Consider the following 23,944-nt stretch of genomic DNA (forward strand, 5'->3'; position numbering starts at 1 on the left):
GGCGGCTGCGGCCCGGGGCCCGGATCGCAGGACCGCCGCCCGGAGGATCTCCTGATTCCGGAACCATCGGATGAACCGGGCCCGACGGGCGGGGGTCGCTCCAGCGGCGCGCCGGTGGGCACGGCGGCGGACCGTCCGGGTGCGAGCCGGGCATGGTGAGGCCGCGGTGCGGATGGGCATGCCCCGGAGCCGCTCGGCGTGCACTCGCCGACCCCTGACCGGGCCTCCCGGATCCGGGCGTATGTCACCCGGACGCCGCTGACCGGTGGCGGAGCGCGCCGATCGCGTCGACGGTTGTCCCTACCCACCGATTCGGGCGGTGGCGGAGCCTGATGGGGGTGAGTCCGTGTCGGACGCCGGTGCGCCGGACCCTGTCACGACGCCGTTCGACAGGATGGGGGCGGCGCTGCTGCACACCCTCTTCAGCCAGTCGGCGGTCGGCCTTCATGTGCTGGACACGGAGTTGCGGGTGGTGCGGGCGAACCCGCGCTCCGACGCGGTCTCCGGTGACCTCCTCGTGGGGCGTCATTTCACCGACGCGTACCGGCTCGAAAAGCCGGACAGGGCGGAGCGGATGCTGCGCGAAGTACTGGCCAGCGGCGTGGCCACGCGCGAACGGCTGATCCGCGGCAGGCTCCTGGACGCCCCGGGCCCCGACCGCAGTCTCATGGTCTCCGTCTACCGGCTGGACGATCCGCACGGACACGCCCTTGGGCTGCTGGCCGCCGTCGTCGATGTCGACGAGCAGGAGAAGGCGCGTACCAGGGCGGCGTGCCTCGCCGCGGTGCGCACGAAGGTGGGCAGGTCACTGGAGGTGGCAGCGGCCTGCGAGGGCCTCGTCGAGGCCGTCGTCCCGGTGTTCGCCGATTTCGCCGTGGTCGAGGTGGTGGAGGAGGTCCTGCGCGGTTCGGATCCGCCGCTCGGCCCTCTGGGGCCCGACTTCCCGCTGCGCCGGGCCGCCGTTCGAGGTCCCGGTGCCCACGGCCACCGGGGCGGTCTCGTCGGAGAGATGCGCCGGCTGCCCGGACGTACCCCTTACGCGCTGGCCGCCTCGGACCTGCGGCCCCGGCTCGTCCGGATCACTCCCCGGACGGCCTGGCTCGAAGCGGACCCCGACAGCGCCCGGCTGATCGAGGCGACCGGGGCCCACTCCTTGATCGTCGTCCCGCTGAAGCTGCACGGCGCGGTCCTCGGTCTGGTGAGTTTCTACCGGTGCCGGGGAACGGAGCCCTTCGAGGAGGACGATCTCCCCTTCACTCTCACGGCAGCCGCTCATGTCGCGCTGAGCATCGACAACGCACGGCGGTACGAGCGCGACCATGTGATCGCATCGACGGTCCAGCGCCGGCTCCTTCCCCAGCTCGACGGTGCCCGGATCGGCGTGGAGACGGCACACGTCGTGCTGCCCGGCCGCAACAGCGGGAGCTGGTTCGACGCCATCGGCCTCTCCGGCGCACGCACCGCCCTGATCGTCGGGGCCGTGGACGGTCCGGGTCTCCAGACCGCCATCACCATGGGGCAGTTGCGGACCGTCATCCACGCGCTGGCCGGTCTCGACCTGGCACCCGACGAGGTACTGGCCCGGCTGACCGACACCGCCGACCGTCTGGCCGCCGAGCGGGCCGCGCTGCCGCCCGGCGACTGGGTGCACGGACAATCCGTCACGGCGACCTGCATGTACGCCGTCTACGACCCGTTCACCCGTATGTGCACCATCGCGCGGGCCGGCGATCCGATGCCGGGTCTCGTCACGCCCGACGGCGCCACGACCGTACTGGACGTGCCGGAAGGGCCACGGCTCTTCTCCGACGACAGCTCACCGTTCGCCACCGCCTCCTTCGAGCTCGACGAGGGCAGCGTTCTGGCCTTCTTCGCCGGCACGCCGCTGCCCCGCGGGGTCCCGACCCGGGTACGGGACGCACTCACGGCCCCCGGCCGCGGCCTCCAGGACCTGTGCGACGACGTGGTCTACAGCCTTCCGGCCGAGGTCCACCTGGAGGGCGCCGCTCTTCTCCTGGCACGTACCGGCGTCGTCCCGGCCGACCGGGTCGCCACCTGGGAGCTGGCCCACGACCGGACCACTCCCGCCATCGCCCGTACGCTCGTACGCGACCGGCTCGACGGCTGGAACCTCGACGCGGAGACGATCGAGGCGACCGAACTCATCGTGAGCGAACTGATCACCAACGCCGTCCGCTACGGCACCGCCCCATTGCAACTGCGGCTGATCCTGGACCGCACGCTCACCTGCGAAGTGCACGACAGCAGTCGGGTGTCGCCCCATCTGCGCCATGCGCGCACCGTCGACGAGGGCGGGCGCGGACTGTTCATCGTCTCCCAGCTCGCCACCCACTGGGGCACCCGGTTCGGCCAGGACGGCAAGGCCCTGTGGACCGAGCAGGAGATCCCGTCCACGGCAGACGGGTCCTGACCCTCCTCACGCGTCACCCTCTGCACTCGGCACCCGTTCCCATGGCCGTGGTGCGCACGGCCGGCGACGGGCCATTGCACCTGAAGGCCGACCGTGCTTGAGTGGCAGAGGAAGATATGAATCGAGGTTCAGAACATCGTGGCCTACCGACCCACCGCCCGCACGGAGGCGACGCGGATCGCTCACCGTGAACGGCTGCTGGACGCCGCACGGCAGCTGCTGGCCGAGGGCGGATACGCGGCGGCCAGCATCTCCGCGCTCGCCGACCGGGCCGGCGTCGCAACCGGCAGCGTCTACAACCACTTCGCCTCCAAGCAGGAGCTGCTCGCCGCGGTCTTCCGCCATGTCGCGGGGCACGAGCTCAGCGCGGTGCAGGAGGCCGTGCGGGCACGGAGCGGGGCCGCCGAGCAGCTGCGCGCCCTGGTCGAGGTCTTCTCGTACCGTGCGCTGAGTGCCCCGCGCACGGCCTGGACGCTGCTGGCCGAGCCCGTCGATCCGCTCGTCGAGCAGGAGCGCCTGACCTACCGGCGCGGCTATCACGCCCTCGCGGAATCGGCCGTCGCCGCCGGTGTCGCCGCGGGTGAACTGCCCGCGCAGAATGCGCGACTGTCGGCCGCCGCCGTGATCGGGGCGGTCGGCGAGGCGCTGCTCGGCCCGTTGTCGCCGGTCGGCGAGCGGGCCGACCCGGCGCCGTTCGTCGAGGGCATCACCACGCTGTGCCTGAGGGCGGTCGGAGCCGGCGGCACCTGATCGCGAGCCGAACACAGCCGCCCCACTCCCCGCCGTCCGACCGTCGACCCAGGACAGGAACCCGCGATGACCGTCACCACGCACCGGACCGGCCTTCGGCCCGAGTCCCCGGCGCCGCACCCCACCCATGAGGTCACCAACCAGGCACCGCCCCGGACCGGCCTCGACGAGTACGGCACCAATCTGCCGCTCGTACAGGCCGTCCGAACCTTCGGCGCGGCCTGGCACGAGCCGGAGCTCCACGACATCGGCACCCTCGTCGGTTCCGAGCGGTTCCAGGTCGATGCGGAGCTCGCCCACACCTCACCGCCCGTCCTGCGCACCCACGACCGTTACGGCAACCGCGTCGACGAGATCGAATTCCACCCCGCGTACCACGAGATCATCGGCGCGGCGGTGAGCCACGGCACGCACACCGCGGGCTGGGCCGACCCCAAGCCCGGGGCGGCGGTGGCGCGGGCTGCCTCGTTCATGCTGTTCGCCCAGATCGAACCCGGCCACGGCTGCCCGATGTCCATGTCGCATGCCGTGGTCCCGGTCCTGCAGCGCGACCCGGATGTCGGACGTGACTGGCTGCCGGGGCTGCTCAGCCGCTCGTACGACCCGCGGCCGATCGCCCCGGGCAGCAAGTCCGGGCTGACGTTCGGCATGGGGATGACCGAGAAGCAGGGCGGCTCCGACGTCCGCGCCAACACCACCCGGGCGGTCCCGCTGGCCTCCGACCCCGAGGGCCGGGCCCACCTGCTGACCGGCCACAAGTGGTTCTTCTCGGCCCCGCAGTCGGACGCCTTCCTGGTCCTGGCCCAGGCCGAGGCCGGGCTCACCTGCTTCCTCGTGCCGCGTGTGCTGGCCGACGGCACCCGTAACACCATTCGTGTCCAGCGGCTGAAGAACAAGCTCGGCAACAAGTCGAACGCCTCGTCCGAGGTGGAGTTCGACGGCACGTGGGCAGTGCGGATCGGTGAGCCCGGACGCGGTGTTCCCACCATCATCGAGATGGTCAACCACACCCGGCTCGACTGTGTGCTCGGCACCACCGCGGGCATGCGCCAGTCGGTTTCCGAGGCCCTCTGGCACGCGCACCACCGCAGCGCCTTCGGGGCCCGGCTGGTCGACCAGCCGGCCATGACAGCGGTCCTCGCAGATCTGGCGCTGGAGACGGAGGCCGCGACCTGGACCGCCCTGCGCCTGGCGCACGCGTACGAGGCCGACAGCGGTGAGTCCGAGGCGATGTTCCGGCGGCTGGCCACCGCGGTGTCCAAGTACTGGATCTGCAAACGCGGCCCGCACCACGCCTACGAGGCGCTGGAGTGCCTGGGCGGCAACGGCTACACCGAGGACTGGCCGTTGGCCCGGCGCTATCGCGAACAGCCGGTGATGGCGGTGTGGGAGGGCTCCGGCAATGTCATCGCCCTCGATGTGCTGCGGGGCATCGCCAGGACCCCGCGGTCGCTGGACGCCTTCTGGGCCGAACTGGAGATCACGGCCGGCGCCCATGACGATCTGGACGCGCACATCCGCCGAGTGCGCCGTGACCTGGCCGAGGACCTGAGCGACCCGCTCGCAGCCCAGAGCCGCGCCCGCGCGACGGTCGAGGGCATGGCGCTGGCTCTGCAGTCCTCGCTGATGCTGCGTCACGCTCCCGCGGCCACGGCCGAGGCATTCGTCGCCGCCCGGCTCGGCGAGACGCGCGGCCACCAGTACGGCGTGCTGCCGCGCGGCACCGATGCCGGGGCGATCGTGGAGCGGCACTTCGGCGGGACCGGCTGAGGCCGTCGCGGGCCGGGGCGGCCGCGTCGCCGCCCCGGCCCCTGACGGAGCGGTGTCGGCGCGCCGGGCGGGCGGTGCGATGGCACGGCGAGAGCCACACGGCTCACGCGGGCGCACGGGTGTCGGGCCGCGGCCGGTGGATCGCCCCGGTCGTGTCGGTGAGCGGGCGCCCGGTACCGCCCCAGCGCAGCGCGACGATCTCCGCCGCGATCGACACGGCCACCTCCTCGGGGGTGCGCGCACCGAGGTCGAGGCCGATGGGCGAGCGCAGGCGCGCCAGCTCCGCCTCGCCGAGACCGGACTCGCGCAGGCGGGCCAGCCGGTCCCGGTGGGTCCGGCGGCTGCCCATCACCCCGATGTACGCGGCCGGGGTGCGCAGGGCCACCTCCAGGAGCGGGACGTCGAACTTCGGGTCGTGGGTGAGTACGCACATCACGGTCCGTCCGTCGATCTCCGCATCGCGCACATACCGGTGCGGCCAGTCGGCGACCACCTCCACGCCCTCCGGGAACCGGCGTGGGTCGGCGAAGGCGGGGCGGGCGTCGCAGACGGTCACGCGATAGCCGAGGAACGCGCCGATACGGGCCACCGCCGCGGCGAAGTCGATCGCGCCGAAGACCAGCATCCGGGGCGGTGGCGCGAAGGACTGGAGGAACACGGTGACGTCGTCCTCACGCCGTTCGCCGTCCGGGCCGTAGTGCCGCAGGCCGGTGGCTCCCCGGGCGAGTTCCCCTCGCGCGTCGGCGGTGACGGCGGCGTCGAGGCCGCTCGTGCCCAGTGACCCGGAGACGGTGTCCGGCCCGACGGCGAGGGCCGCGCCGCGCAAGCCGGCTCCGTCGGTGACGGTGGCGACCACCACCGGGCGGTGCCCGGCGACCGATGCGGCGACCTCGCCGAAGGAGGTGTCGCACGTCGGCGTCACGGGACGTACGAGAAGTGTGATCGCGCCACCGCAGCTGAGCCCGACGGCGAAGGCGTCCGCGTCGCTGTAGCCGAAGGTACGCAGCTGGGCCCGGCCGGTCTCCACGACCTCCTTGGCCAGTTCGAAGACCGCGCCCTCGACGCAGCCGCCGGAGACGCTGCCCACGACCTCGTCGTCCGGGCCGACGGCCATGGCGGCGCCGGGGCCTCGCGGCACGCTGCGGCTGACGGCGACCACGGTGGCGAGCCCGAACGGCTTCCCGGCGGTGTACCAGCGGCTGAGCACCGGGAGGATCTCACGCATGGGCCGCCTCCCCTCGCACCGCTGCCCGCTCCGTGGCTCGTGGGCCGTGCCCGGCGGCGGGCGCGTCCGTGTGCCGGGGCACCGCCACCGCGCCCCGGCACTCCCGTCGAAATGCGGGCCCCATGCCTTCGAGCGGGCTCAGGCCGTGGTGTCGGACCATGCGTACGGCGGTGCGACGGGCCCGCTCGCGGGCCCGGCTCCGACCGACTCCAGTTCCTGGTCCGCGGCCTTCATCAGCTGTGCGGCCACATCCTTCATGGCGCGGCTCGCCGCGAGTTCGTCACCGATGGCGGGAACGTCCACGTCCTGCGGGTTGCAACGGGCGACCCCGTGTCCGACGAGCTTCTCGGAGCCGGTGTCCAGCACCGCCTCGGCCCTGGTCGTGCCGTCGTCCTCGGACAGACCGACACGGACCTTCCACTCCAGCTTGCGGGTCATCGAGCACCTCCTGCGACCGCGCCCGGACTCGGTGCGCCGCCACGACGCGGTCCTGCCATCAGGATCCACCCGGCCGGGCCCGTTCGCGCGTTCCGTCTCGCCCTGCGGAGATCACAGCGTCGAAATAGGATGAGGGAAGTCATCTCCACCGAGTGCGGAGCGGCCCATGAACCGGCGTCGTCCTCCCCGTGCGGCAAGCGCCGGTGAACTGCTCACCACCCTGCAACAGCTCACCTCACGGGCACGCCGTGAGGTGGAGGTGCATCAGGCACGGGTGGAGCTGGCCGAGGCACTTCAGCGCGAGATGCTCCCTCCGGCGCTGCCCGCGCTACCGGGGCTGCAGACCGCCGCCCGGTACATGCCGGCCCGCAGCGGACTGGACATCGGCGGCGACTGGTACGACGGATTCGTGCTGCCGGACGGAGCGCTGGCGCTCGCCATCGGGGACGTGCAGGGCCATGACGTCGAGGCGGCCGCCTTCATGGGGCAGATCCGCATCGCGATGCGGGCGATAGCCGCCACCGCCGCGGACCCCGGCGAGGTCGTGGGCCGGACCAACGATCTGCTGCTCTCGGTGAACTCCGGTCTCTTCGCGACCTGCACCTTCGTCCGTCTCGACCCGGTCACCCGGGAGCTCCACAGCGCCCGCGCCGGTCATGTCGCCGCCGTGTGGGCCACGACCGACGGACAGTACGGCTGCACCACCGACGAGGGCGGTCTGCCGCTGGGGATCCGGGCGGGTGAGCGCTATCCGGTCACCCGCCGCAGGCTGACGGGTCCCGGAGCCTTCGTCCTGGTCACCGACGGGGTCGTCGAGGGGCCCTCGTTCCCGGTCGACGAAGGACTGGACGCGGTGATGCGGCTGGTGGTCTCCCGGGCCGCGGGCGACGCCGATGAGCTGGCCGACGCGGTGCTGCGCGCGGCGGAACGGACCGGGCACCGGGACGACGCGGCCGTGCTCGTCCTGCGGCACGGAGCAGTCCCCGGGCAGTGGTGAGGCCCGGACCCGGGCCGAGCGTGTCACACAGCCGCCACCCGTCCGGGCGGGTGTCTGATGAGATGTGTGATCCGCAGCGAAAGAACCAGACGTGCGGCCTCGGCCGCACTGCGCATCCTGGCCGTCGCCGCTGTCTACTACCTGGCCGGAGGTCTCGGTCTGATCCGCGGCGTGTCCGTCCACGGTGAGGTCGTCACCCCGTTGTGGCCGCCGACGGGCATCGCGCTGAGTGCCCTGTTCTACCTGGGCCCGCGTGTGTGGCCGGGTATCGCGCTGGGCTCCCTGTGCGTCATCTCCACGCTGGACGACTCGGTGTCCTTCCTCACCGCCGTCGTCGTGGCGGGCAACACACTGGCCCCGGTCTGCTCCTACCTGATACTCCGCAGGGCCGGTTTCCGCAGGGAACTGGACCGGCTGCGCGACGGCCTGATGCTGGTCTTCCTCGGTGCGCTGGGCGGCATGGCCATCAGCGCGACCGTGGGCACATGGATGCTGGTGCTGGACGACCATCTGCCGTTGAGCGGATTCTGGCCGGTCTGGACGGCCTGGTGGTCAGGGGACGCGATGGGCGTGCTCGTGGTCACTCCGCTGCTGCTCGTGATGCGCAGGGCGCGGATGCCGCGGATCACCGACCGGTGGATCGAGGCGAGCGCGCTGGCGGCCGCCTCCGTCGCGGTGTCGCTGGTGGCCACCAGGAGCTCACTGGCAATGATCTACCTGGTGTTTCCGCTGCTCATCTGGGCGGCCCTGCGATTCCAGCTGGCCGGGAGCGCGCCGTGCGCCTTCCTGGTGTCGGTCCTTGCGGTCGTGGCGGGAACGCAGGGCGTGGGCCCCTTCGAGGGCCACACCCTCCTTCATGTGATGGTCAATCTCGCGGTACTGAACGGTTCCGTGGCCCTCACCGCGCTGCTGCTCGCCGCCGTCGTCACCGAACAGAGCAACATCCGCCGGAGAATCGAGCATGCCTGCGAGGAGCTGGCCGATCTGGTGGAACGTCTGGCTCCGGGAAGGGCGGCGCCGACCGCCGCCTGGCCGTCACGGCCCGAGGACGAACCCGACGGCCTCTGACGCGGCTCGTCGGGTGGCCGGAACGCCGCGCGTAAGCCCGCCCGCCGCCGGGAACGGTGTTGCCAGGAGGTCGTCGAGGTGCACATCCTGCGGGTCGAACCCGGCCATCAGCGCACATCATCCGAATCCAGCACCCTCCAAATGCGAACAGTCACACACAGACCAAGAGATCCAGCACGGAACGGGACGAGTTCCGAGTCAGTGTGCATGTCTGAACTTCACTGGAACTCCAGCGAAATGGCACGTGTGTGGATATCGTGCACCGAGCGTGGGCGCATCCGTCAGTCCATGGGATCGGCGGATGCGCCCCGTTTGTGGCGATGCAACTGTGACTGGGGGGTTCATGGGGCATGTCGAGCTACCCGATTCGGACAGATCAGGACCGGTGGGACTGGCGGGGGCGCCACGTCCGCGGTCTGTGTCGAATCGGCCTCGTAGCAAGGAACTTGACGATCTGTGGAGGGCGCCGACCGTAGGGCGCGAACGTTCGGAACCGGCGGCGACGAAGTGCAGGACGGGCCGGTTCCCGCCGGCTGTCATCGGCGCCGAGCTTCTGGGTCTCGGAATTCCGGCATGGCTCGTCCTGCGGGCCGGGGGGCAGTCGCGGGCGGCGTTCGCCGCGGCTGCGGCAGCGCTCGCCTGGTCCGGTGTGCGGGCCGCGCGCGGCCGGTACGCGGACCGGCCTCCGGGCGGTCCCCCGGGGGTACTGAGCGCGATCGGCGACTGGCTGCTGCTCATCGGCGTGCTCGCCGTGGCGCGGACCATGACCGGCGATTCGGTCGACCCCGCGACGGCGGTCGTGGCGCTGCTGCCCGGCCTGCTGGTGGGCGTCGCCGCTTGGGGGGCGCTGCGGTTGCCATGGTCGGCGCGGCAACGGCGGTCCGTCCGGCGGGTGTTGGTGGTCGGGGAAGCCACGGGGGTGGAACGAGCGGTGCGGCTGCTCGGTTCCCGCACGGATCACCCGTACACGGTGGTGGCCGCCGTACCGGTGGGCACCGCACCACTGCGGTGCGAGGTCCAGGTGCCGGGCCGGCTCGCACCGGCACCGGCCGACGACGACGCGTCGACCGTGCTGGGCGGGGCCTTCGCCCATGACGCGGACCTGGCTCTGGTGGTGCCCGGACCACAGCTCTCCGAGGAGCGGCTTCGGCAGCTCTTCTGGGGTCTGCACGACGGTGGGCTTCCACTGTCCGTGCTGTCGGAACTCTCCGGTATCGCGGCCGGCCGGATACGACCGGCCGCCGCGGCCGGGCTGACCCTGCTGCATGTCGCTCCCCCGCTGCGCCGGGGGCCGCAGGCGGCCCTGAAGGCCGTCGTGGACCGGGTCGGCGCCGCGCTCGGTCTGCTGGTTCTCGCCCCCTTGCTCCTCCTGATCGGGGCGGCGGTGCGACTCGGCTCCGACGGACCGGCGCTCCATCGCCAGATCCGCCAGGGGCAGCACAACCGGCCGTTCACGATGTGGAAGTTCCGGACGATGGTGGTGGACGCCGAACACCACAAGGAGCAGCTGATCACGGCGAACGAGAACGACGGCCCGATGTTCAAGATGCGCCACGACCCCCGCGTGACCGGAATCGGGCGTCTGTTGCGGCGGAGTTCGCTCGACGAGCTGCCGCAGCTGATCAATGTGCTGCGGGGCGACATGTCGCTGGTGGGTCCACGGCCCCCACTGCCGGAGGAGGTGTCCCGCTACGACGAGCGCGAACTGCGACGACTCGCGGTCAGACCGGGGCTGACCGGCCTGTGGCAGGTCAGCGGACGCTCGGACCTTTCCTGGCAGGAGACCGTCTCGCTGGACCTGTGGTACGTCGACAACTGGTCGGTGGCCACGGACATGGGACTCATGGCCCGTACGCTGCGCGCCGTCACCGACGGCCGCGGAGCCTACTGAGAACGGCGGCGGTCGATGCGAGGAGTACGAGACCACCGGCCGTACGGGGCCGGGGGGACGGGCGGCCGTCGCATCGCGTCGGCCGGCCCGTGCCGGACGGCCCGTCGGGCCCGCTCAGACCTGCGCGGCCGTCTGCTCCAGCCACCAGGCGTACGTGCGGGCGATCCCGTCGCGCAGTGCGATCCGCGGTGTGAACCCGAGGGAGGTGAGAAGGGAGACGTCGAGCAGCTTGCGGGGGGTGCCGTCGGGCTTGGCGGCATCCCACTCGACGATGCCCTGATAATCCGTCACCTCACAGATGATGCGGGCGAGTTCGCGGATGGTCAGATCCTCGCCGCAGCCGATGTTGACGGGGTCGTCACCGTCGTAGCGTTCCAGCAGCAGAAGGCACGCGGCGGCCAGGTCGTCGACGTGCAGGAATTCGCGGCGGGGGCTCCCGGAGCCCCAGAGCGTGACCGCGGGCGAGCCGTCGCGGCGCGCCTCGTGGAAGCGACGGATCAGCGCGGGCAGTACGTGCGAGGTCTCCAGATCGAAGTTGTCACCCGGTCCGTAGAGATTGGTGGGCATGGCGCTGATGTACGAGGCGCCGTACTGCCGCCGGTAGGACCGGATCTGCACGATTCCGGCGATCTTGGCCAGTGCGTAGGCCTCGTTGGTCGGTTCCAACGGACCGGTGAGCAGGGCGCTCTCGGGGATCGGCTGCGGGGCGCGCCGGGGGTAGATGCAGGACGAGCCGAGGAAGAGCAACCGCTCGACCCCGGCGGCGTGCGCTCCGGCGACGACGCTGAGCTGAATGCGCAGGTTGTCCTCGAGGAACTGCACCGGATACGTGCTGTTGGCCATGATCCCGCCCACCTTGGCGGCAGCCAGCACCACGGCGTCGGGGCGGACCTCGCGGAGAAACGCTCCGGTCCGCGCGGTGTCGCGCAGATCGAGACGGTCGCGGTCGCGGGTGATCACCTCGTGCCCGGCGTCGGTGAGGCGGCGCACCACCGCCGAGCCGACCAGGCCGCGATGGCCCGCGACGAATATGCGGGCGCCGGGTCGCAGGAGGGGGCGGACGGATTCCTGGGAAGGGCCGGGTAGATCAGTCGTCATGGCTCGGATTGTGCCAGCAGCCACCGGCCGCGGTGATGTTTTGCCGCAGATCACTCAATTCCCGATATTTCGGCGGGTACCAACAGCCTTTCAGGCGACCAGAGGAGGGGGAGACGTGGCGAAGACCGCGCTCATCACCGGCGTGACCGGACAGGACGGTTCGTACCTGTCCGAGTTGCTGCTCGACAAGGGGTACACGGTCCATGGACTGATACGCCGCTCGTCGAGCTTCAACACCGAGCGGATCGATCACATCTACCAGGGCCCGGAGGAGGAGAACAGATCCTTCGTCCTGCATCACGCCGACCTCGCCGACGGGGTCGCACTGGTGAACCTGCTGCGTGACATCCGGCCCGACGAGGTCTACAACCTGGGTGCGCAGTCGCACGTCCGGGTCTCCTTCGACGCACCGCTGTACACCGGCGACATCACGGGGCTCGGCACCATCCGGCTGCTGGAGGCCGTCCGGGCGAGCGGCATCGACACCCGCGTCTATCAGGCGTCGTCCTCGGAGATGTTCGGCGCGACCCCGCCGCCGCAGAACGAGAAGACCCCGTTCCATCCGCGCAGCCCGTACAGCGTCGCGAAGGTCTACTCGTACTGGGCGACCGTCAACTACCGTGAGGCGTACGGAATGTTCGCGGTCAACGGGATCCTCTTCAACCACGAGTCCCCGCGCCGCGGCGAGACCTTCGTGACCCGGAAGATCACGCGCGGGGTGGCCAGGATCAAGGCGGGTCTCCAGACCCACCTCCACCTGGGCAACCTCGACGCCGTGCGCGACTGGGGCTACGCCCCCGAGTACGTCGACGCGATGTGGCGGATGCTGCAGTGCGACGGTCCGGACGACTACGTGGTGGCCACCGGCGAGGGGGTCAGCGTCCGGCAGTTCCTGGAGTACGCCTTCGCCCACGCGGGACTGGACTGGCGGGAGCACGTGCGCTACGACCCCAAGTACGAGCGCCCCAGCGAGGTCGACGCGCTGATCGGTGACGCGGCCAAGGCCGAGGAACTCCTCGGCTGGAAACCGGCGGTGAGGGCGCGGGAGCTCGCCAGGATCATGGTCGAGGCGGACATCAGCCAACTGTCCGACCAACTCGCCGGAGCGGCCGTACGGGTGGACCGATGAACCGTACGGCCGTCCTCCACCGCGGCATCGCGGCGCCGGTCACCGGCATGCGGCCCGCTTCGGCGCTCCCCCACAGCGCCCGGCCGTCGCACCCCACGACCGTGCCGGGGACCATCACGGACGCCTCCTCGGTCTCCTCCACCGGCCATCCGGTGGATCCGAGCGCGTCCGCACCGGTCCGGACCCCGGTCCCGGACCACTCACTCGCCCTCGCCGGCAGCGGGACGGAGCGTCCTCGCCGTCGGCCGGACGAGGCAGGAACCGCGGCCTTCCGGCCGCAGCTCGTTCTCACCTTCGGAGCTGAATGATGAACGGAAGTACGGGGCGCAGACCCACCGGACACCGCCGGGCACGAGCCGCGGCCTCCGCGCTCTGCCTGCTCGCCGGAGCACTGACCGCCGCCACGTCCGGGGGCTCCCCCGCGGCGGCCCTCACCCCGCCGGTCTCGATGACCGCGGACGATCTCACCACCTGGCAGACCAACGGCATCGTCTGGGCGATGGCCGCGTCGGACGCCGGTGTCGTCTACACCGGCGGCACCTTCTCCACCGTCCGGCCACCGGGCGCGGACGCCGGTACCTCCGAACAGCCCGCGGTGAACTTCGCCGCGTTCGACGCCGCGACCGGTGCGCCGACCGGCTGCAGCCTGTCGTTCACGCTGTCGTCGGGAACGGCGACCGTACGGGCACTCGCCCTCTCCCCGGATCGGAAGACGCTCTATGTCGGCGGGCAGTTCGGGGCGGTGAGCGGGGTAGGGGTGAGCAATATCGCCGCGATCGACACCGCGACCTGCACCCCGCGCCAGGACTTCAAGTTCTCCGTCTCCGCGACGGTGCGGGCCCTGGCCGTCACGGCGGACACCGTCTATCTGGGCGGCGACTTCAATACCGTGGCGGGGCAGACCCGGAACAAGTTCGCCGCGGTCACCACCGGTGCCGCGCTGAAGCCGTGGAGGGCCGACACCGACGAGGTGGGCCGGGCCCTGGAGCTGACGCCCGACGGCAAGCACGTACTGCTCGGCGGCGACTTCTTCACCGTCAACGGCACCACGTCGCACGCGCTGGCCGTCGTGGACGCCACCACCGGGGCCGTCGCCAAGAGCTACCCGGCCGGCTTCATTCCGAACACCTCCACGGTGCAGGACCTGGCCACGGACGCCACCGGCTTCTACACCGCCAACGAGGGCACCGGAGGCGGTGTCTTCGACGGCCGGATCGCGCTGAACCTCAGCAACTTCGAGCAGCGCTGGCGGGACACCTGCCTGGGCGCCACGCAGGCCGTCCTGGTGCACAACGGAGTTCTGTACAGCGGGAGCCACGCGCACGACTGCTCCAGCATGGGCGAGTTCCCGGACCAGCCGCGCAGGCACCTGCTGGCCCAGTCGGTCGACGATCCGAAACTGCTCCCGTGGTTCCCGGACACCAATGACGGCATCGGGGAACCGGTCGGGCCGCGGGTGATGGCTCAGACCGACAAGGGCGGCCACCACTACCTGTGGGTGGGCGGCGAGTTCACCACCGTCAACGGCGCGCGACAGCAGGGTCTGACGCGGTTCGCCGACGGTCCGGACACCGGGGCGCCCTGGGTGCCGAACGTCAGCCTGTCCACGGTCGCCCCCGGCAAGGTGGAGGTCAACTGGCAGACGAGCTTCGACGCCGACGACGGTGAACTCACCTACCGGATCTACAAGGACGGTGCGAGCACCCCGGTGTACACCACGACCGGATACTCGCTGTTCTGGGACCGGCCGCAGCTGAGGTGGACCGATACGGACGTGGCCCCGGGCGAGACCCACTCGTACCGGATCAGCGCGAGCGACGGCACCAACACCAGCGCCAAGTCGCCCGCTCTGTCCGCCACCGTGGCGTCCACCGCCGAGAAGTACCCCGCCAAGGTGCTGGCCGACGGCGCGTCGCTGTACTGGCGGTACGACGAAGGCACCTCGACCTTCGCGGCCGACACCGGCGGCGGACGGGACAACGGATTCCTGCGCAACTCCCCCGCCTACCGGCAGACTCCGGCAGCGGTCGCGGGTCCCTCGACCGCGATCGGCTTCAACGGAACGAACCAGTACGCCTACAGCAACAAGCTTCACCCGCAGCCCACCAGGTTCTCCGTCGAGACCTGGATCAGGACGACGACCACCAAGGGAGGGAAGATCATCGGCTTCGGCAATGTGACCATGCAGAACAGCACCAAGTACGACAAGCATGTGTACATGCGCGACGACGGGCGGCTGGTCTTCGGCGTCCACAGCGGCGGCACCAGGACCATCACCACTCCCGCCGCCTACAACGACGGCGCCTGGCACCATGTCGTCGCCACCCAGGGCACCGGCGGCATGGCCCTGTACGTGGACGGGCAGCTGCGCGCCTCCAGCGCCCTGTACACCACCAACGAGGCCTACAGCGGCTACTGGCGGGTCGGCGGGGACAACCTGAACAACTGGCCGAGCCGGCCGACGAGCAACTTCTTCGCGGGGCAGGTCGACGAGACCGCCGTCTACCCGACCGCGCTGAGCAGCTCTCAGGTCAGTGCCCACTACGCCCTGAGGACGGGTGGATGAGGTATCCGTTCCGGGCCGGTGGCGCCGTCGTCGTACTGACGGCGGCACTGGCCGCCTGCGGCTCGTCCTCCGAGGGGCACGAGGGGGCGAACGGCGCCGGGCCCTCGGTCGGCCGGACCCCCGTCGCCGCCTCTTCGGCCGGCCCCGGGGCCACCGCGTCCGGTGGTCCCCCGGCCCGGCGCACGAGCGAACCGCCCAGGCTGCCCACCGATGAACTCACCCCGGCCACCGGCACCTTCACCAAGAAGCAGAAGGAGTACCTCGTCGACCGGGTTCCCCGGGGGATGGATCCGGCAGCGGTGCTCCAGACCGGTCAGGAGACCTGCGACAGGCTGACGTACCTCGTGAAGGTCGACCGGGACACGGCGGTCGGCGCGATCGTGACGGGCGAGATCGCCGACGCGGAGCCCGCCGTCGCACACCTCTGCCCCCACCACGGCGACCTGGTGCGGGAGGCCTCGCGGGGGTACGCCGACGGCACGTACGAGGGCGCGCGGATCCGGCCGGGCCGCTACCGCGACGTCACCCCCACCGAGAACTGCACCTGGCGGATCGCCGGGGCGAACGGCAGGACCCTGGCGTCGGGCTCCTCCGCCTCCGGGAAACGGTCCGGGATCACCGTCCCGAAGGCGGCCCGCGCCTTCACCTCCACAGGCTGCTACGCCTGGCTGCCGGAAGGAGACCTTGGATGAGCAAGCTGCCGATAGCCGTGGCGATCCCCACGAAGAACGAGGGGCTCAACATCGCCGAGGCGGTCACGTCGGTGCTCGGCCACTTCGAGGCGGTGGTCGTCGTCGACTCGCACAGTACGGACGACACGGTGAAGATCGCCGAGGAGTGCGGGGCCGAGGTGATCACGTACACCTGGGACGGCGGTCATCCGCGCAAGAAGCAGTGGTGCCTGGACCATGTCCGCACGGACCTGGACTGGATCCTGCTGCTCGACGGGGACGAGCGGCTCAGTCCGGGGCTGCTGGCCGAACTGCGGCAGATCTTCGCCGATCCCGGGGCGCCGGGACCGGCGGCGTACGACATACCGCTGGGCTACTGGTTCTCCGGGAAGCGGCTGCGGCACGGATACACCATCCGCAAGCGGTCGCTGACCGATCGCACCCGCTGCCACTACCCGGAGGTGGGTGATCTGGAGGCGCCTGGCATCGGCGAGGTCGAGGGCCACTACCAGCCGGTCGCCGAGTCGGTCGGCTCGCTCCGCCATCCGATCGAGCATCAGGATCTCGACCCGGTCACCGCCTGGTTCGAGCGGCACAACCGGTACTCGGACTGGGAGGCATGGCTGGAACATCACCCGGAGGTCAAGGAGCAGGTGCGCAAGGTGAAATCCCGCCAGGGGCAGCTGTTCCACAAGGCGCCCTTCAAGCCCCTGGTGTCGTTCGCGTACATGTATGTGTACCGGCGGGGGTTCCTGGACGGGCGGGCGGGCTTCGACTTCGCGCTGGCGATGAGTTTCTACCGCTGGCAGATCGCGCTCAAGTCCCGTGAGGGGAAGACCGTTTGACTCAGTGATCCTTCCGGCGGACGACGTCCTCGTAGGTCCGCCGGAGGGTCCGGGTCACGACATCGATGGTGAAGTGCTCATTGACCAGGTCCCAGGCGGCCTTGCCGGCCTGTGTGTTGGCCTCGGGTTCGAGGAGTTCCAGCACCGCACGGGCGACCTTGAGGGCGTTCTCCCCGTCCTCGCCGACCCGGCTGTCGATCACCCGGCCGGCCCCGGCCTTCGCAACATCGGGGCCGAGGCCACTGGTGCGGGTGATGACCACGGGGGTGCCGACGGACATCGCTTCGAGGACGGAGACGGCCAGGGGTTCCTCGATCGACGGCAGTACGTACACATCGGCCTCCCCGTCCGCGGCCAGAACCTCTTCGTGGCCGAGCGGTCCCAGGTGGCGGAGGGAGTCCATCACCCCCAGTTCGCGGGCGAGTTCGAGAGTCTCCGACAGCGCTCCGGTGTCGGGGCCGGCGAGCACGAACCGGGCGTCCGGGTGCTCGGCCAGGACCGTCGGCATCGCGGCGACGAAGTCCTGCGGACGCTTGCGCTCCTGGATCCGGCCCAGGAAGAGGACCGTCGGCGGCCGCCCCGGCGCGCGGGCGGGCTTGGGCTCCTGCGGCGTCACGCCGTTGACCAGCCGTACGCTGCGGGTCAACGGCACGGGTGCGGCGACGGCGTTCACATCGAGGCGTTCCCTCTCGGTCAGATGCAGCACGGCGTCGGCTTCGCGCAGCACCTTGCGTACGCCCAGCAGATCGGTCAACTGGGCGACCCGCTTTTCGGTCGGGTCCACCATGCCGTGGGTCTGGACGACCAGGGGCGTACGGGAGGCCAGCGCGAGCAGCGCGGCCGGGAGCGTCACCAGGTCGCGCATCAGATGGACATGGACGAGATCGGCGCCGCGCATCATGCGCCGGGCGGCGAGCAGGAGCGCGCCGGAAGTGATTCCGCTGACCTCGAACATGGGGAGCAGATGACGGGCCTGGAAGAGATGGACCGGGACTCCCTCGACCTCGCGCGGCAGCCGCCCCTCGAAGCCGTCACCCAGCGCCATGATGCGGGCGTCGTCGCCGCCGGCACGCTGGACCCTCGACAGGTTGAGCGCCACCCTTGTCGGGCCGCCGAACGCGTGGTCCGGAGTGTGCAGTGTGACGACGTGCAGGATCTTCACCAGAGTCCCCCTCAGTCTCGGCCGGTCTTTTACAGAATAGTCATCCAAACCCCCCAAGTGGGTTGATTCGTTAGAGTGTTCACAGATCCACGGAGCGGGGGGACAGATGACGTCCGTGCACGAGGCGGCGCCGTCCGCCCCCGTACCGGAGCACGGCCCGCAAGGCCCGGTCCAGCCGCCGGCGAGGCCCCTGGCGTGGGCCATGCTGTCGCGCGCCGTCGCCGTGCCGCTCATCCTCGGCCTGGTCTGCTTCCTGCCCGCGGTGATCGCCGCGCAGCCGGGCACCGGCGCCCGGGACACCGCGTACTGGCTGCAACTCGCGCTGACCTGCTATGCGGGGGCCCGGCTCGCCACGATGATCCTGTCCACCCGGCGCCGCCTGCTGCAGGGCGTCTTCTGGATGTTCGTGTACATCGCGATGGGGGTGGCGCCGTTCGCGCAGGTGGTCATCGGGCAGACCCCGACACCGATGGTCGGGCCGCGGTCGGATCTGGTGACGGCCATCGCGCTGGTCCTGGTGGGGTGTGCGGCGTTCGACCTCGGGGCGCTGCTGGCGTCCCGGCGCCCGCTGCGCCGCCGGGCCACCGCACGCTCCGGGAGCGGTCCGGCAACGGCGCACCGGGTACGGCTCAGGCTGTTGGTGGTGCTGGCCTTTGCGGCGAGCGGCTATTACATCGTGAAGCTCGGCGGGCCCGCCGTCTTCTTCACCAGTCGCCAGGAGATCAGCGCCTCGGTCGCGGCCAGCGGGGTGGTGTCGGACCAGTCCAATGTGGGGTCGGCCTTCCTCAAGGGCTTCGGTACGGTACCCGCGCTGCTCGGGCTGCTCTTCTGGACCCGTCGGCTGGTGACCTCGCGCAGGGCCCGGCGTTCCCCCTCGACGGTGCTTGTCTGGTGCGCGTTGCTGGTCCTCAATGTCATCGTCAACAACCCGATTTCCAATGCTCGTTACTGGTTCGTGACCGTACTGGTCTCGCTCCTGTTCACCGCGTTCCCGAGCAGCGCTGCGATGTACCGCTCGGTGCTGGTCATGGGAGTGGTCGGGGCGTTGGTGCTGTTCCCGTACGCGGACCGGTTCCGCTACGACAACGCCGGGTACCGGCCGGTGGAGACGTCGTCGGTCTTCGAGCCGCTGGCCACCAAGGACTACGACCAGGCGGTGATGTTCGCCAACACCGTCACCTGGGTCGACACCCGGGGCCACACCTATGGGCGTCAGTTGACGGGCTCCGCGCTGTTCTTCGTGCCCCGGTCGGTGTGGAGTGGCAAGCCGGAGGACACAGGAGTGCGCGTCGGCCAGTGGATGGGGATGAACATGACCAACCTGTCGGCGCCGCTGTGGACCGAGCTCTGGGTCGACTTCGGCGCTCCGGGCATGGTCGGCGCGTTCGCACTGATCGGGTACGCCGCGGCGCGCACCGACCGGCGTTACGCGCGGGCCGTCTCCCGGGACGGTCCGGGCCCCGGCAGCGTCCTGGCCATCGCCGCGCCGCTGATCGCCGGGTACACCTTCATCCTGTTGCGCGGACCGCTCTTGCAGTCCGTCGGGAAGCTGGCGATCGCGGCCCTCTGTCTGCTGCTGGTCACCAGTTTCAGGAGCCGGAACGGATGGCGTCCGCGCTGACGGGCGCCCGGTCGCCCGCGGTGCGGCGGTTCAGGCGGGCGACCCGGGCCCACGTGGCCACGGCCTTGCAGACCGATCCCAGGCACAGGCCCCAGGCCGCGCCCGGCACCCCGCCGAGCACATAGCCGCCCGTCAGAAAGGCCACGGCGGCGAGTGAGAAGACCACCTGGATGGAGAGAGTGGTACGGGGGTCGAGCATTCGCAGGGCCAGCAGTCCGCAGGTGCCGACGGCCATCGCCGCGTACTGGCTGCCGGTCGCAGGGAGCAGGGCGACGGCCGTTGACCAGGTGTCGCCGAGCAGGTGGCGGCCGACCCCGTCGGGCAGCAGGGCGAGTACGGTGGCCCAGGCCCCCGCGGTCAGTGCCAGTACGGCGGCGAGCGTCACCGTGGCGCGTACCCGGCGCCGTTCGCAGGAGAGCCGTCCGAGCAGCGGCGGACCGAAGCCGGTGGCCGAGGTGAACAGCACGTTCAGCGGCCCGAAGAGTGTGGTCGCGCCGCGCAGGGCGCCGACCACCAGCGGGTTGCCGACCGCACCGAGTCCGAGCACGGAGAGTTGGCCGGCTGCGTTGCCGACCCCGAATTCCACCACGAAGCGCCGCCCCAGGTGCCCCTTTCGCAGCAGGCCCTTCAGCCGCAGCGGTGTGTCGGCCACCCTGCGGTGCAGCAGGGCGGCCGACAGCAGCAGGGCGGGCAGTGCGGACAGCCCCCAGACGGTGACGAGCCGGGCGGCCGGGGTGCCGTACGGCTGCATGGCCAACGCGCCCAGTACGCACGCCAGTCTGAGCACGTCGCTGCCCAGTGCCAGGTGCGGCAGCTGCAGGGTGGAGAAGGCGTAGCGCATGGTGTCCTGTCCGAGGACCACCGGCAGAACGGGTCCCAGCGTCATCAGGGCGCGTGCGGTGGCGCCCGGGAGCAGCAGACAGACGGCGGCGAGCAGGGCGCCGAGCGCGGACGCGGCGAGCAGGGTGAAGACGACCGCCGACCGGCACGCGCCGCCCACCTCGTCGCGCTCGCCGCGCCGCAGCACGAGCGGCTGCCCGGTGTACGCGCCGAAAACGCCCAGGAGCACCGTGAAGACGAGGTAGACCGCCGAGAATCGGGCGAAGTCGGCCACGGTGGAGAGCCGGGCGGCCGCCACCAGCACCAGGATGTTGGTGAGCGCCGCCACGCCCTGGTCCGCGATCGAGCAGGCGATCGCGGTTCGTGCCTTCATCTGTGTCCCGCGGTGGAGTCGAAGGTGCGCAGGCCCAGCGTCTGCGCCGGGTCACCGGAATGTCCGGCGCCACCGTGGCTGTCCCCGTCGCCCGGGCCGGGCGCGGAGCCGGACCGGCCACCGCCCGCGCGACGCTTGCGCGCCTTCTTGCGGGCCCTGCGCTCGTGGCGGCTCCGGCCGGGGTGCAGCAGAGCGCCGAGCACCGTTCCGCCGGCCGCCTCGATGATCTCGCGGATCCTTTCCAGGTCGCTGCGGTGCACCTCGCGCGGGTCGCAGACCACGACGACGCCCTCCACCCGGTCGATCAGCGCGACGGCGTCGGCGTACGACAGCACGGGCGGGGCGAGCACGATGACGACGGCGTCCGGCCGGTCGCCCTCGGCGACAATCCGCCCGACGGGCGCGGAGGTGAGGGCGCGCGGCACGTTGTCCGTGCGCCGGCCCGCTATCAGGGTGAAGGCGCCCGATCCGGGTACGTCCACGTTCATCCGGCTGTCCGACGGCCAGGCCCGTTCTCCCTCCGTCGCCCAGCGTGGCCGGGCGCCCTGCACGGCCGGGCCGAGGTCCCTGGCCAGTGTGGGGGTGCGCAGATCGGCTTCGACCAGGAGTACGTCGCGTCCCATCTCGGCGAAGGCCGCGGCCAGATTGACCGCCGCGGCGGCCGCGGCGGTGCTGTCCCCGCGCGGGGCCGTGACCAGGAGTCTGCGGCGCTGGGCGAACCACGGGTCGTAGGCGAGCCGGAAGGCGACCGCCCGGTACTCCTCGGCCAACCGGCTCCCGCTCCGCCCGATGGCGAGCAGCGTGCCCGCGGTTGCCCGCTCCCTGGGCAGCGTGCCGAGCAGCGGGGCACCGAGGGAACGGACCAGTTCCCGGGTGGAGCGCACGGCCGGGTCGAAGACCAGGCGTACCCAGGACAGCAGCAGCCCCAGCGCCAGCCCGACGACTCCGCCGAGTCCCAGCAGCAGGGGAAGCCCCGCGCCGGTGGGCTTCGTGGGCGCCACGGGCCTCTTCGTCAGATAGCCGGGAGTGGTGTCCAGGGCACGCAACTCCGATATCTTCCTGCTGAGTTCGGAGATCGAGACCACGAGGTTGGCCCGTGCGCTGGTCACGTCGTTGCTGCCGACGGCCTGCTCCGCCAGTTGGTCCCGCTGCTCGGTGAGCGGTTTCAGCTGGGCACGGTAGCCGTCGACCATGTTGGCGATGCTGTCCTCGGTGCGCTGTCTGCGGATCTCCAGATAGGCGTCGGCGAGCGCCTCGGCCCGAGCCTTCGCCAGGGCGGGGGTGCGGCCGGTGTACGAGAAGCGGAGCACGAGGGTGTTCGGCGGGTTCGTGACCTGCAGTCCGGACAGCAGCGCTCCGACGTCCACCCGGTCGCCGTGCCTGGCCAGGGAGCCGACGGCCAGGGTGCCCACGGTGTCGCTGACCGCGGTCTGCCGCTCGGAGCCGATGTTGATGCCCTTGTCGGCGGAGGCGCCCGCGGCGAAGGGGTCCGAGGCGGCGGAGCGGACGACCACCTCACCCGTCGACGTGTAGCTGTCCTCGCCGCTCAGGGCGAGCCAGCCGCCGCCCAGCAGCCCGAGGACCACGCCGGAGGCGAGGAGTGCACGGTAGCGCAGGAGCTGGCGGAACTGGTCCCGCAGCAGGGCGGGTTCGTCCTGGTCCTCCAGGGCGCGGATGGGCTGGGTCATCGGTGTGGTCTCCCTTGTGCGTCGGCGAGGACCTCGGTGAGCAGTGCGTCGAAGCGGGCCAGGCCCGCCTCCCGGCTCAGATGGCGTGCGACGTACCGCGGCCCGTTGGCGCCGAGCGCGTCCGCCCCGGCCGGCGTTTCGACGAGCTTGCGTACGGCTGACAGCAGCGCGGCGGGGTCCTCCGGCGCGACCAGGATCCCGGCTCCGGACCGGTGCACCTCCTGGGCCGTCCCTCCCCCGTCGGCGACCGAGGCGACGACGGGGCGGCCCGAGACGAAGTACGAGGTCAGTTTGGACGGCACGCTCATGTCGAGCACGGACGCCCGCTGGGTCACCGCGAGCACATCGGCGGCGGCGAGGATGTCCGTGAACTCGTCGGCGTCGGCCGGCGGCAGGAAATCCAGGTTGCGCAGGCCCGCCGCGCGCCCCAGCAGCGCCTCGCGCTGGTTCCCGTCCCCCATCAGCACGACGCGGATGTCCGGCGCGAGCCGGGCCGCGTCGACGAGGACCTCCAGCCCCTGTTTGAGCCCCATGTTCCCGGAGTGCAGGACCACGGGAGTGCCCTCGCTCCACCCGAGCCTGGCCCGCGTAGCGGCGCGGTCGCCGGAAGGGGTCCGGACGTGCGACCAGTTCGGGACGGTACGGATGCGGCCGGGGTCCACGCCGTAAGCGGTGACGCGCGGGACGAAGGTATCGTGGATGACTCCCACGAGGGCCGCGCAGCGCAGCGCGTACCGTTCGGCCGCCGAGGCGACGGCCGCCGCCCGGCCGCCTCCCCGGATTCCGCTCTGGGCGGCGGCCGCACCCATCAGATCCTGTACGACCGGTATGTAAGGGACCCGGTGGCGGCGTGCCAGTCGGGCTCCGGTGACCCCGCCCGCGAGGCTGGGCATCTGGGAGATCACCGCGTCCGGTGGACGCGAGACAGGCGGCGCCAGCAGTCCGTGACCGAGCACCGTGGCCTCGAACACGGCTCTGCGCAGGGCGCTCTGACGGGACGGCACATAGTGTCTTCGCCGGTGGACGGTGACCCCGGCCCGCTTCTCGACGGCCCGCCACACACCCCGGTACGCCGCGTCGGTCCGCCAGGCCGGGTAGTGCGGCATGCCGGTCAGTACATGGGTGTCGGCCCCGCTCTCGGCCCAGTGCTCGGCAAGCTGCGCGGCGTACGGGCCGATGCCCGTCAGCTCCGGCGCGTAGTTCGTCGAGACGACCAGCAGCGTGCGGCCTTCGAACGGCTTGTGACGATCGGCATCGGACATGGACGCCCGCCTTCCCCCCGGAACGTTCTGTGTTCCCCCAAGGAACAGCCCCAAAAGCGAGCTTATCCGTTCACGAGATACGCAAGTGGTCTTCACAGTAAGGTCGTTGCACCATCAAC

Annotated in this window: 19 protein-coding genes; 12 read left to right on the plus strand and 7 right to left on the minus strand. The window is 71.3% G+C overall.

Annotated elements, in window-relative coordinates:
- Nucleotides 1–346 precede the first annotated feature (346 nt).
- The 3 genes from ACIOHC_RS18730 to ACIOHC_RS18740 all read left to right on the plus strand — a co-directional run bounded on the left by ACIOHC_RS18730 (nucleotide 347) and on the right by ACIOHC_RS18740 (nucleotide 4,951).
- Nucleotides 347–2,431: a SpoIIE family protein phosphatase gene (locus ACIOHC_RS18730; RefSeq protein WP_389636733.1), complete on the plus strand. Its 2,085-nt coding sequence runs from the start codon at nucleotides 347–349 to the stop codon at nucleotides 2,429–2,431.
- Nucleotides 2,432–2,569: 138 nt separating this feature from the next.
- Nucleotides 2,570–3,181, plus strand: a complete 612-nt coding sequence (locus tag ACIOHC_RS18735; RefSeq protein WP_401843232.1) for a TetR/AcrR family transcriptional regulator — start codon at nucleotides 2,570–2,572, stop codon at nucleotides 3,179–3,181.
- 66 nt (nucleotides 3,182–3,247) lie between these two features.
- Entirely contained in the window at nucleotides 3,248–4,951 is a 1,704-nt protein-coding gene (locus tag ACIOHC_RS18740; RefSeq protein WP_401843234.1) for an acyl-CoA dehydrogenase family protein, read from the plus strand.
- A 103-nt stretch (nucleotides 4,952–5,054) separates the two neighbouring features.
- On the opposite strand, the gene ACIOHC_RS18745 is transcribed toward ACIOHC_RS18740, so the two are convergent.
- Both ACIOHC_RS18745 and ACIOHC_RS18750 read right to left on the minus strand, forming a co-directional pair.
- The gene (locus tag ACIOHC_RS18745) at nucleotides 5,055–6,176 is read right to left on the minus strand and encodes an XdhC/CoxI family protein (protein WP_351080252.1); all 1,122 of its coding nucleotides are present in this window, start codon (nucleotides 6,174–6,176) and stop codon (nucleotides 5,055–5,057) included.
- Between the two features lie 138 nt (nucleotides 6,177–6,314).
- Nucleotides 6,315–6,614, minus strand: coding sequence for a DUF1876 domain-containing protein (locus tag ACIOHC_RS18750; RefSeq protein ID WP_351080250.1), 300 nt, complete (start codon nucleotides 6,612–6,614; stop codon nucleotides 6,315–6,317).
- Between the two features lie 166 nt (nucleotides 6,615–6,780).
- Here ACIOHC_RS18750 and ACIOHC_RS18755 point away from each other — a divergent pair, with 166 nt between their 5' ends.
- From ACIOHC_RS18755 to ACIOHC_RS18765, 3 genes are all read left to right on the plus strand, one after another.
- Nucleotides 6,781–7,611: a PP2C family protein-serine/threonine phosphatase gene (locus ACIOHC_RS18755; RefSeq protein ID WP_401843236.1), complete on the plus strand. Its 831-nt coding sequence runs from the start codon at nucleotides 6,781–6,783 to the stop codon at nucleotides 7,609–7,611.
- Nucleotides 7,612–7,677: 66 nt separating this feature from the next.
- Nucleotides 7,678–8,679: an MASE1 domain-containing protein gene (locus ACIOHC_RS18760; protein ID WP_365688946.1), complete on the plus strand. Its 1,002-nt coding sequence runs from the start codon at nucleotides 7,678–7,680 to the stop codon at nucleotides 8,677–8,679.
- A 343-nt stretch (nucleotides 8,680–9,022) separates the two neighbouring features.
- Entirely contained in the window at nucleotides 9,023–10,570 is a 1,548-nt protein-coding gene (locus ACIOHC_RS18765) for an exopolysaccharide biosynthesis polyprenyl glycosylphosphotransferase (RefSeq protein WP_389636732.1), read from the plus strand.
- 114 nt (nucleotides 10,571–10,684) lie between these two features.
- Here ACIOHC_RS18765 and ACIOHC_RS18770 read toward each other — a convergent pair whose 3' ends face one another.
- Entirely contained in the window at nucleotides 10,685–11,668 is a 984-nt protein-coding gene (locus tag ACIOHC_RS18770; RefSeq protein WP_351080242.1) for a GDP-L-fucose synthase, read from the minus strand.
- 115 nt (nucleotides 11,669–11,783) lie between these two features.
- On the opposite strand from ACIOHC_RS18770, the gene gmd reads away from it, so the two are divergent.
- The 5 genes from gmd to ACIOHC_RS18795 are packed head-to-tail and all read left to right on the plus strand — an operon-like array spanning nucleotide 11,784 to nucleotide 16,879.
- The gene (gene gmd, locus ACIOHC_RS18775; RefSeq protein WP_351080240.1) at nucleotides 11,784–12,797 is read left to right on the plus strand and encodes a GDP-mannose 4,6-dehydratase; all 1,014 of its coding nucleotides are present in this window, start codon (nucleotides 11,784–11,786) and stop codon (nucleotides 12,795–12,797) included.
- The gene (locus ACIOHC_RS18780; RefSeq protein WP_401843239.1) at nucleotides 12,794–13,105 is read left to right on the plus strand and encodes a hypothetical protein; all 312 of its coding nucleotides are present in this window, start codon (nucleotides 12,794–12,796) and stop codon (nucleotides 13,103–13,105) included. Before gmd ends, ACIOHC_RS18780 begins: the two co-directional genes overlap by 4 nt.
- Nucleotides 13,102–15,363, plus strand: a complete 2,262-nt coding sequence (locus ACIOHC_RS18785; RefSeq protein WP_351080236.1) for a LamG-like jellyroll fold domain-containing protein — start codon at nucleotides 13,102–13,104, stop codon at nucleotides 15,361–15,363. Before ACIOHC_RS18780 ends, ACIOHC_RS18785 begins: the two co-directional genes overlap by 4 nt.
- Nucleotides 15,360–16,055, plus strand: a complete 696-nt coding sequence (locus ACIOHC_RS18790; protein WP_351080235.1) for a hypothetical protein — start codon at nucleotides 15,360–15,362, stop codon at nucleotides 16,053–16,055. The genes ACIOHC_RS18785 and ACIOHC_RS18790 overlap by 4 nt, the downstream gene beginning before the upstream one ends.
- Nucleotides 16,052–16,879, plus strand: a complete 828-nt coding sequence (locus ACIOHC_RS18795; protein ID WP_351080233.1) for a glycosyltransferase family 2 protein — start codon at nucleotides 16,052–16,054, stop codon at nucleotides 16,877–16,879. Before ACIOHC_RS18790 ends, ACIOHC_RS18795 begins: the two co-directional genes overlap by 4 nt.
- Nucleotide 16,880: 1 nt before the next feature.
- Here the strand turns inward: ACIOHC_RS18795 and ACIOHC_RS18800 are convergent, their stop codons facing one another.
- Entirely contained in the window at nucleotides 16,881–18,041 is a 1,161-nt protein-coding gene (locus ACIOHC_RS18800; RefSeq protein ID WP_351080231.1) for a glycosyltransferase, read from the minus strand.
- Nucleotides 18,042–18,147: 106 nt separating this feature from the next.
- On the opposite strand from ACIOHC_RS18800, the gene ACIOHC_RS18805 reads away from it, so the two are divergent.
- Entirely contained in the window at nucleotides 18,148–19,662 is a 1,515-nt protein-coding gene (locus ACIOHC_RS18805) for a hypothetical protein (protein WP_351080229.1), read from the plus strand.
- On the opposite strand, the gene ACIOHC_RS18810 is transcribed toward ACIOHC_RS18805, so the two are convergent.
- From ACIOHC_RS18810 to ACIOHC_RS18820, 3 genes are read right to left on the minus strand one after another with little or no spacing between them, the layout of a single operon-like run.
- Entirely contained in the window at nucleotides 19,631–20,875 is a 1,245-nt protein-coding gene (locus ACIOHC_RS18810) for a hypothetical protein (protein ID WP_351080227.1), read from the minus strand. The two genes, ACIOHC_RS18805 and ACIOHC_RS18810, sit on opposite strands and share 32 nt — an antisense overlap.
- Nucleotides 20,872–22,563, minus strand: coding sequence for a lipopolysaccharide biosynthesis protein (locus ACIOHC_RS18815; RefSeq protein WP_351080225.1), 1,692 nt, complete (start codon nucleotides 22,561–22,563; stop codon nucleotides 20,872–20,874). Before ACIOHC_RS18815 ends, ACIOHC_RS18810 begins: the two co-directional genes overlap by 4 nt.
- Entirely contained in the window at nucleotides 22,560–23,825 is a 1,266-nt protein-coding gene (locus ACIOHC_RS18820) for a glycosyltransferase (RefSeq protein ID WP_351080223.1), read from the minus strand. Before ACIOHC_RS18820 ends, ACIOHC_RS18815 begins: the two co-directional genes overlap by 4 nt.
- Between the last annotated feature and the right edge of the window lie 119 nt (nucleotides 23,826–23,944).

It is taken from the genome of Streptomyces sp. NPDC088252 (assembly GCF_044740965.1).
Taxonomy (GTDB): domain Bacteria; phylum Actinomycetota; class Actinomycetes; order Streptomycetales; family Streptomycetaceae; genus Streptomyces.

Coding starts and splice junctions, on each gene's coding strand:
- ACIOHC_RS18745 (WP_351080252.1), bottom strand. CDS start 6,176: ATGCGTGAGATCCTCCCGGTGCTCAGCCGCTGGTACACCGCCGGGAAG.
- ACIOHC_RS18790 (WP_351080235.1), top strand. CDS start 15,360: ATGAGGTATCCGTTCCGGGCCGGTGGCGCCGTCGTCGTACTGACGGCG.
- ACIOHC_RS18815 (WP_351080225.1), bottom strand. CDS start 22,563: ATGACCCAGCCCATCCGCGCCCTGGAGGACCAGGACGAACCCGCCCTG.
- ACIOHC_RS18750 (WP_351080250.1), bottom strand. CDS start 6,614: ATGACCCGCAAGCTGGAGTGGAAGGTCCGTGTCGGTCTGTCCGAGGAC.
- ACIOHC_RS18785 (WP_351080236.1), top strand. CDS start 13,102: ATGATGAACGGAAGTACGGGGCGCAGACCCACCGGACACCGCCGGGCA.
- ACIOHC_RS18765 (WP_389636732.1), top strand. CDS start 9,023: ATGGGGCATGTCGAGCTACCCGATTCGGACAGATCAGGACCGGTGGGA.
- ACIOHC_RS18810 (WP_351080227.1), bottom strand. CDS start 20,875: ATGAAGGCACGAACCGCGATCGCCTGCTCGATCGCGGACCAGGGCGTG.
- ACIOHC_RS18805 (WP_351080229.1), top strand. CDS start 18,148: ATGACGTCCGTGCACGAGGCGGCGCCGTCCGCCCCCGTACCGGAGCAC.
- ACIOHC_RS18780 (WP_401843239.1), top strand. CDS start 12,794: ATGAACCGTACGGCCGTCCTCCACCGCGGCATCGCGGCGCCGGTCACC.
- ACIOHC_RS18820 (WP_351080223.1), bottom strand. CDS start 23,825: ATGTCCGATGCCGATCGTCACAAGCCGTTCGAAGGCCGCACGCTGCTG.
- ACIOHC_RS18770 (WP_351080242.1), bottom strand. CDS start 11,668: ATGACGACTGATCTACCCGGCCCTTCCCAGGAATCCGTCCGCCCCCTC.
- ACIOHC_RS18755 (WP_401843236.1), top strand. CDS start 6,781: ATGAACCGGCGTCGTCCTCCCCGTGCGGCAAGCGCCGGTGAACTGCTC.
- ACIOHC_RS18740 (WP_401843234.1), top strand. CDS start 3,248: ATGACCGTCACCACGCACCGGACCGGCCTTCGGCCCGAGTCCCCGGCG.
- ACIOHC_RS18795 (WP_351080233.1), top strand. CDS start 16,052: ATGAGCAAGCTGCCGATAGCCGTGGCGATCCCCACGAAGAACGAGGGG.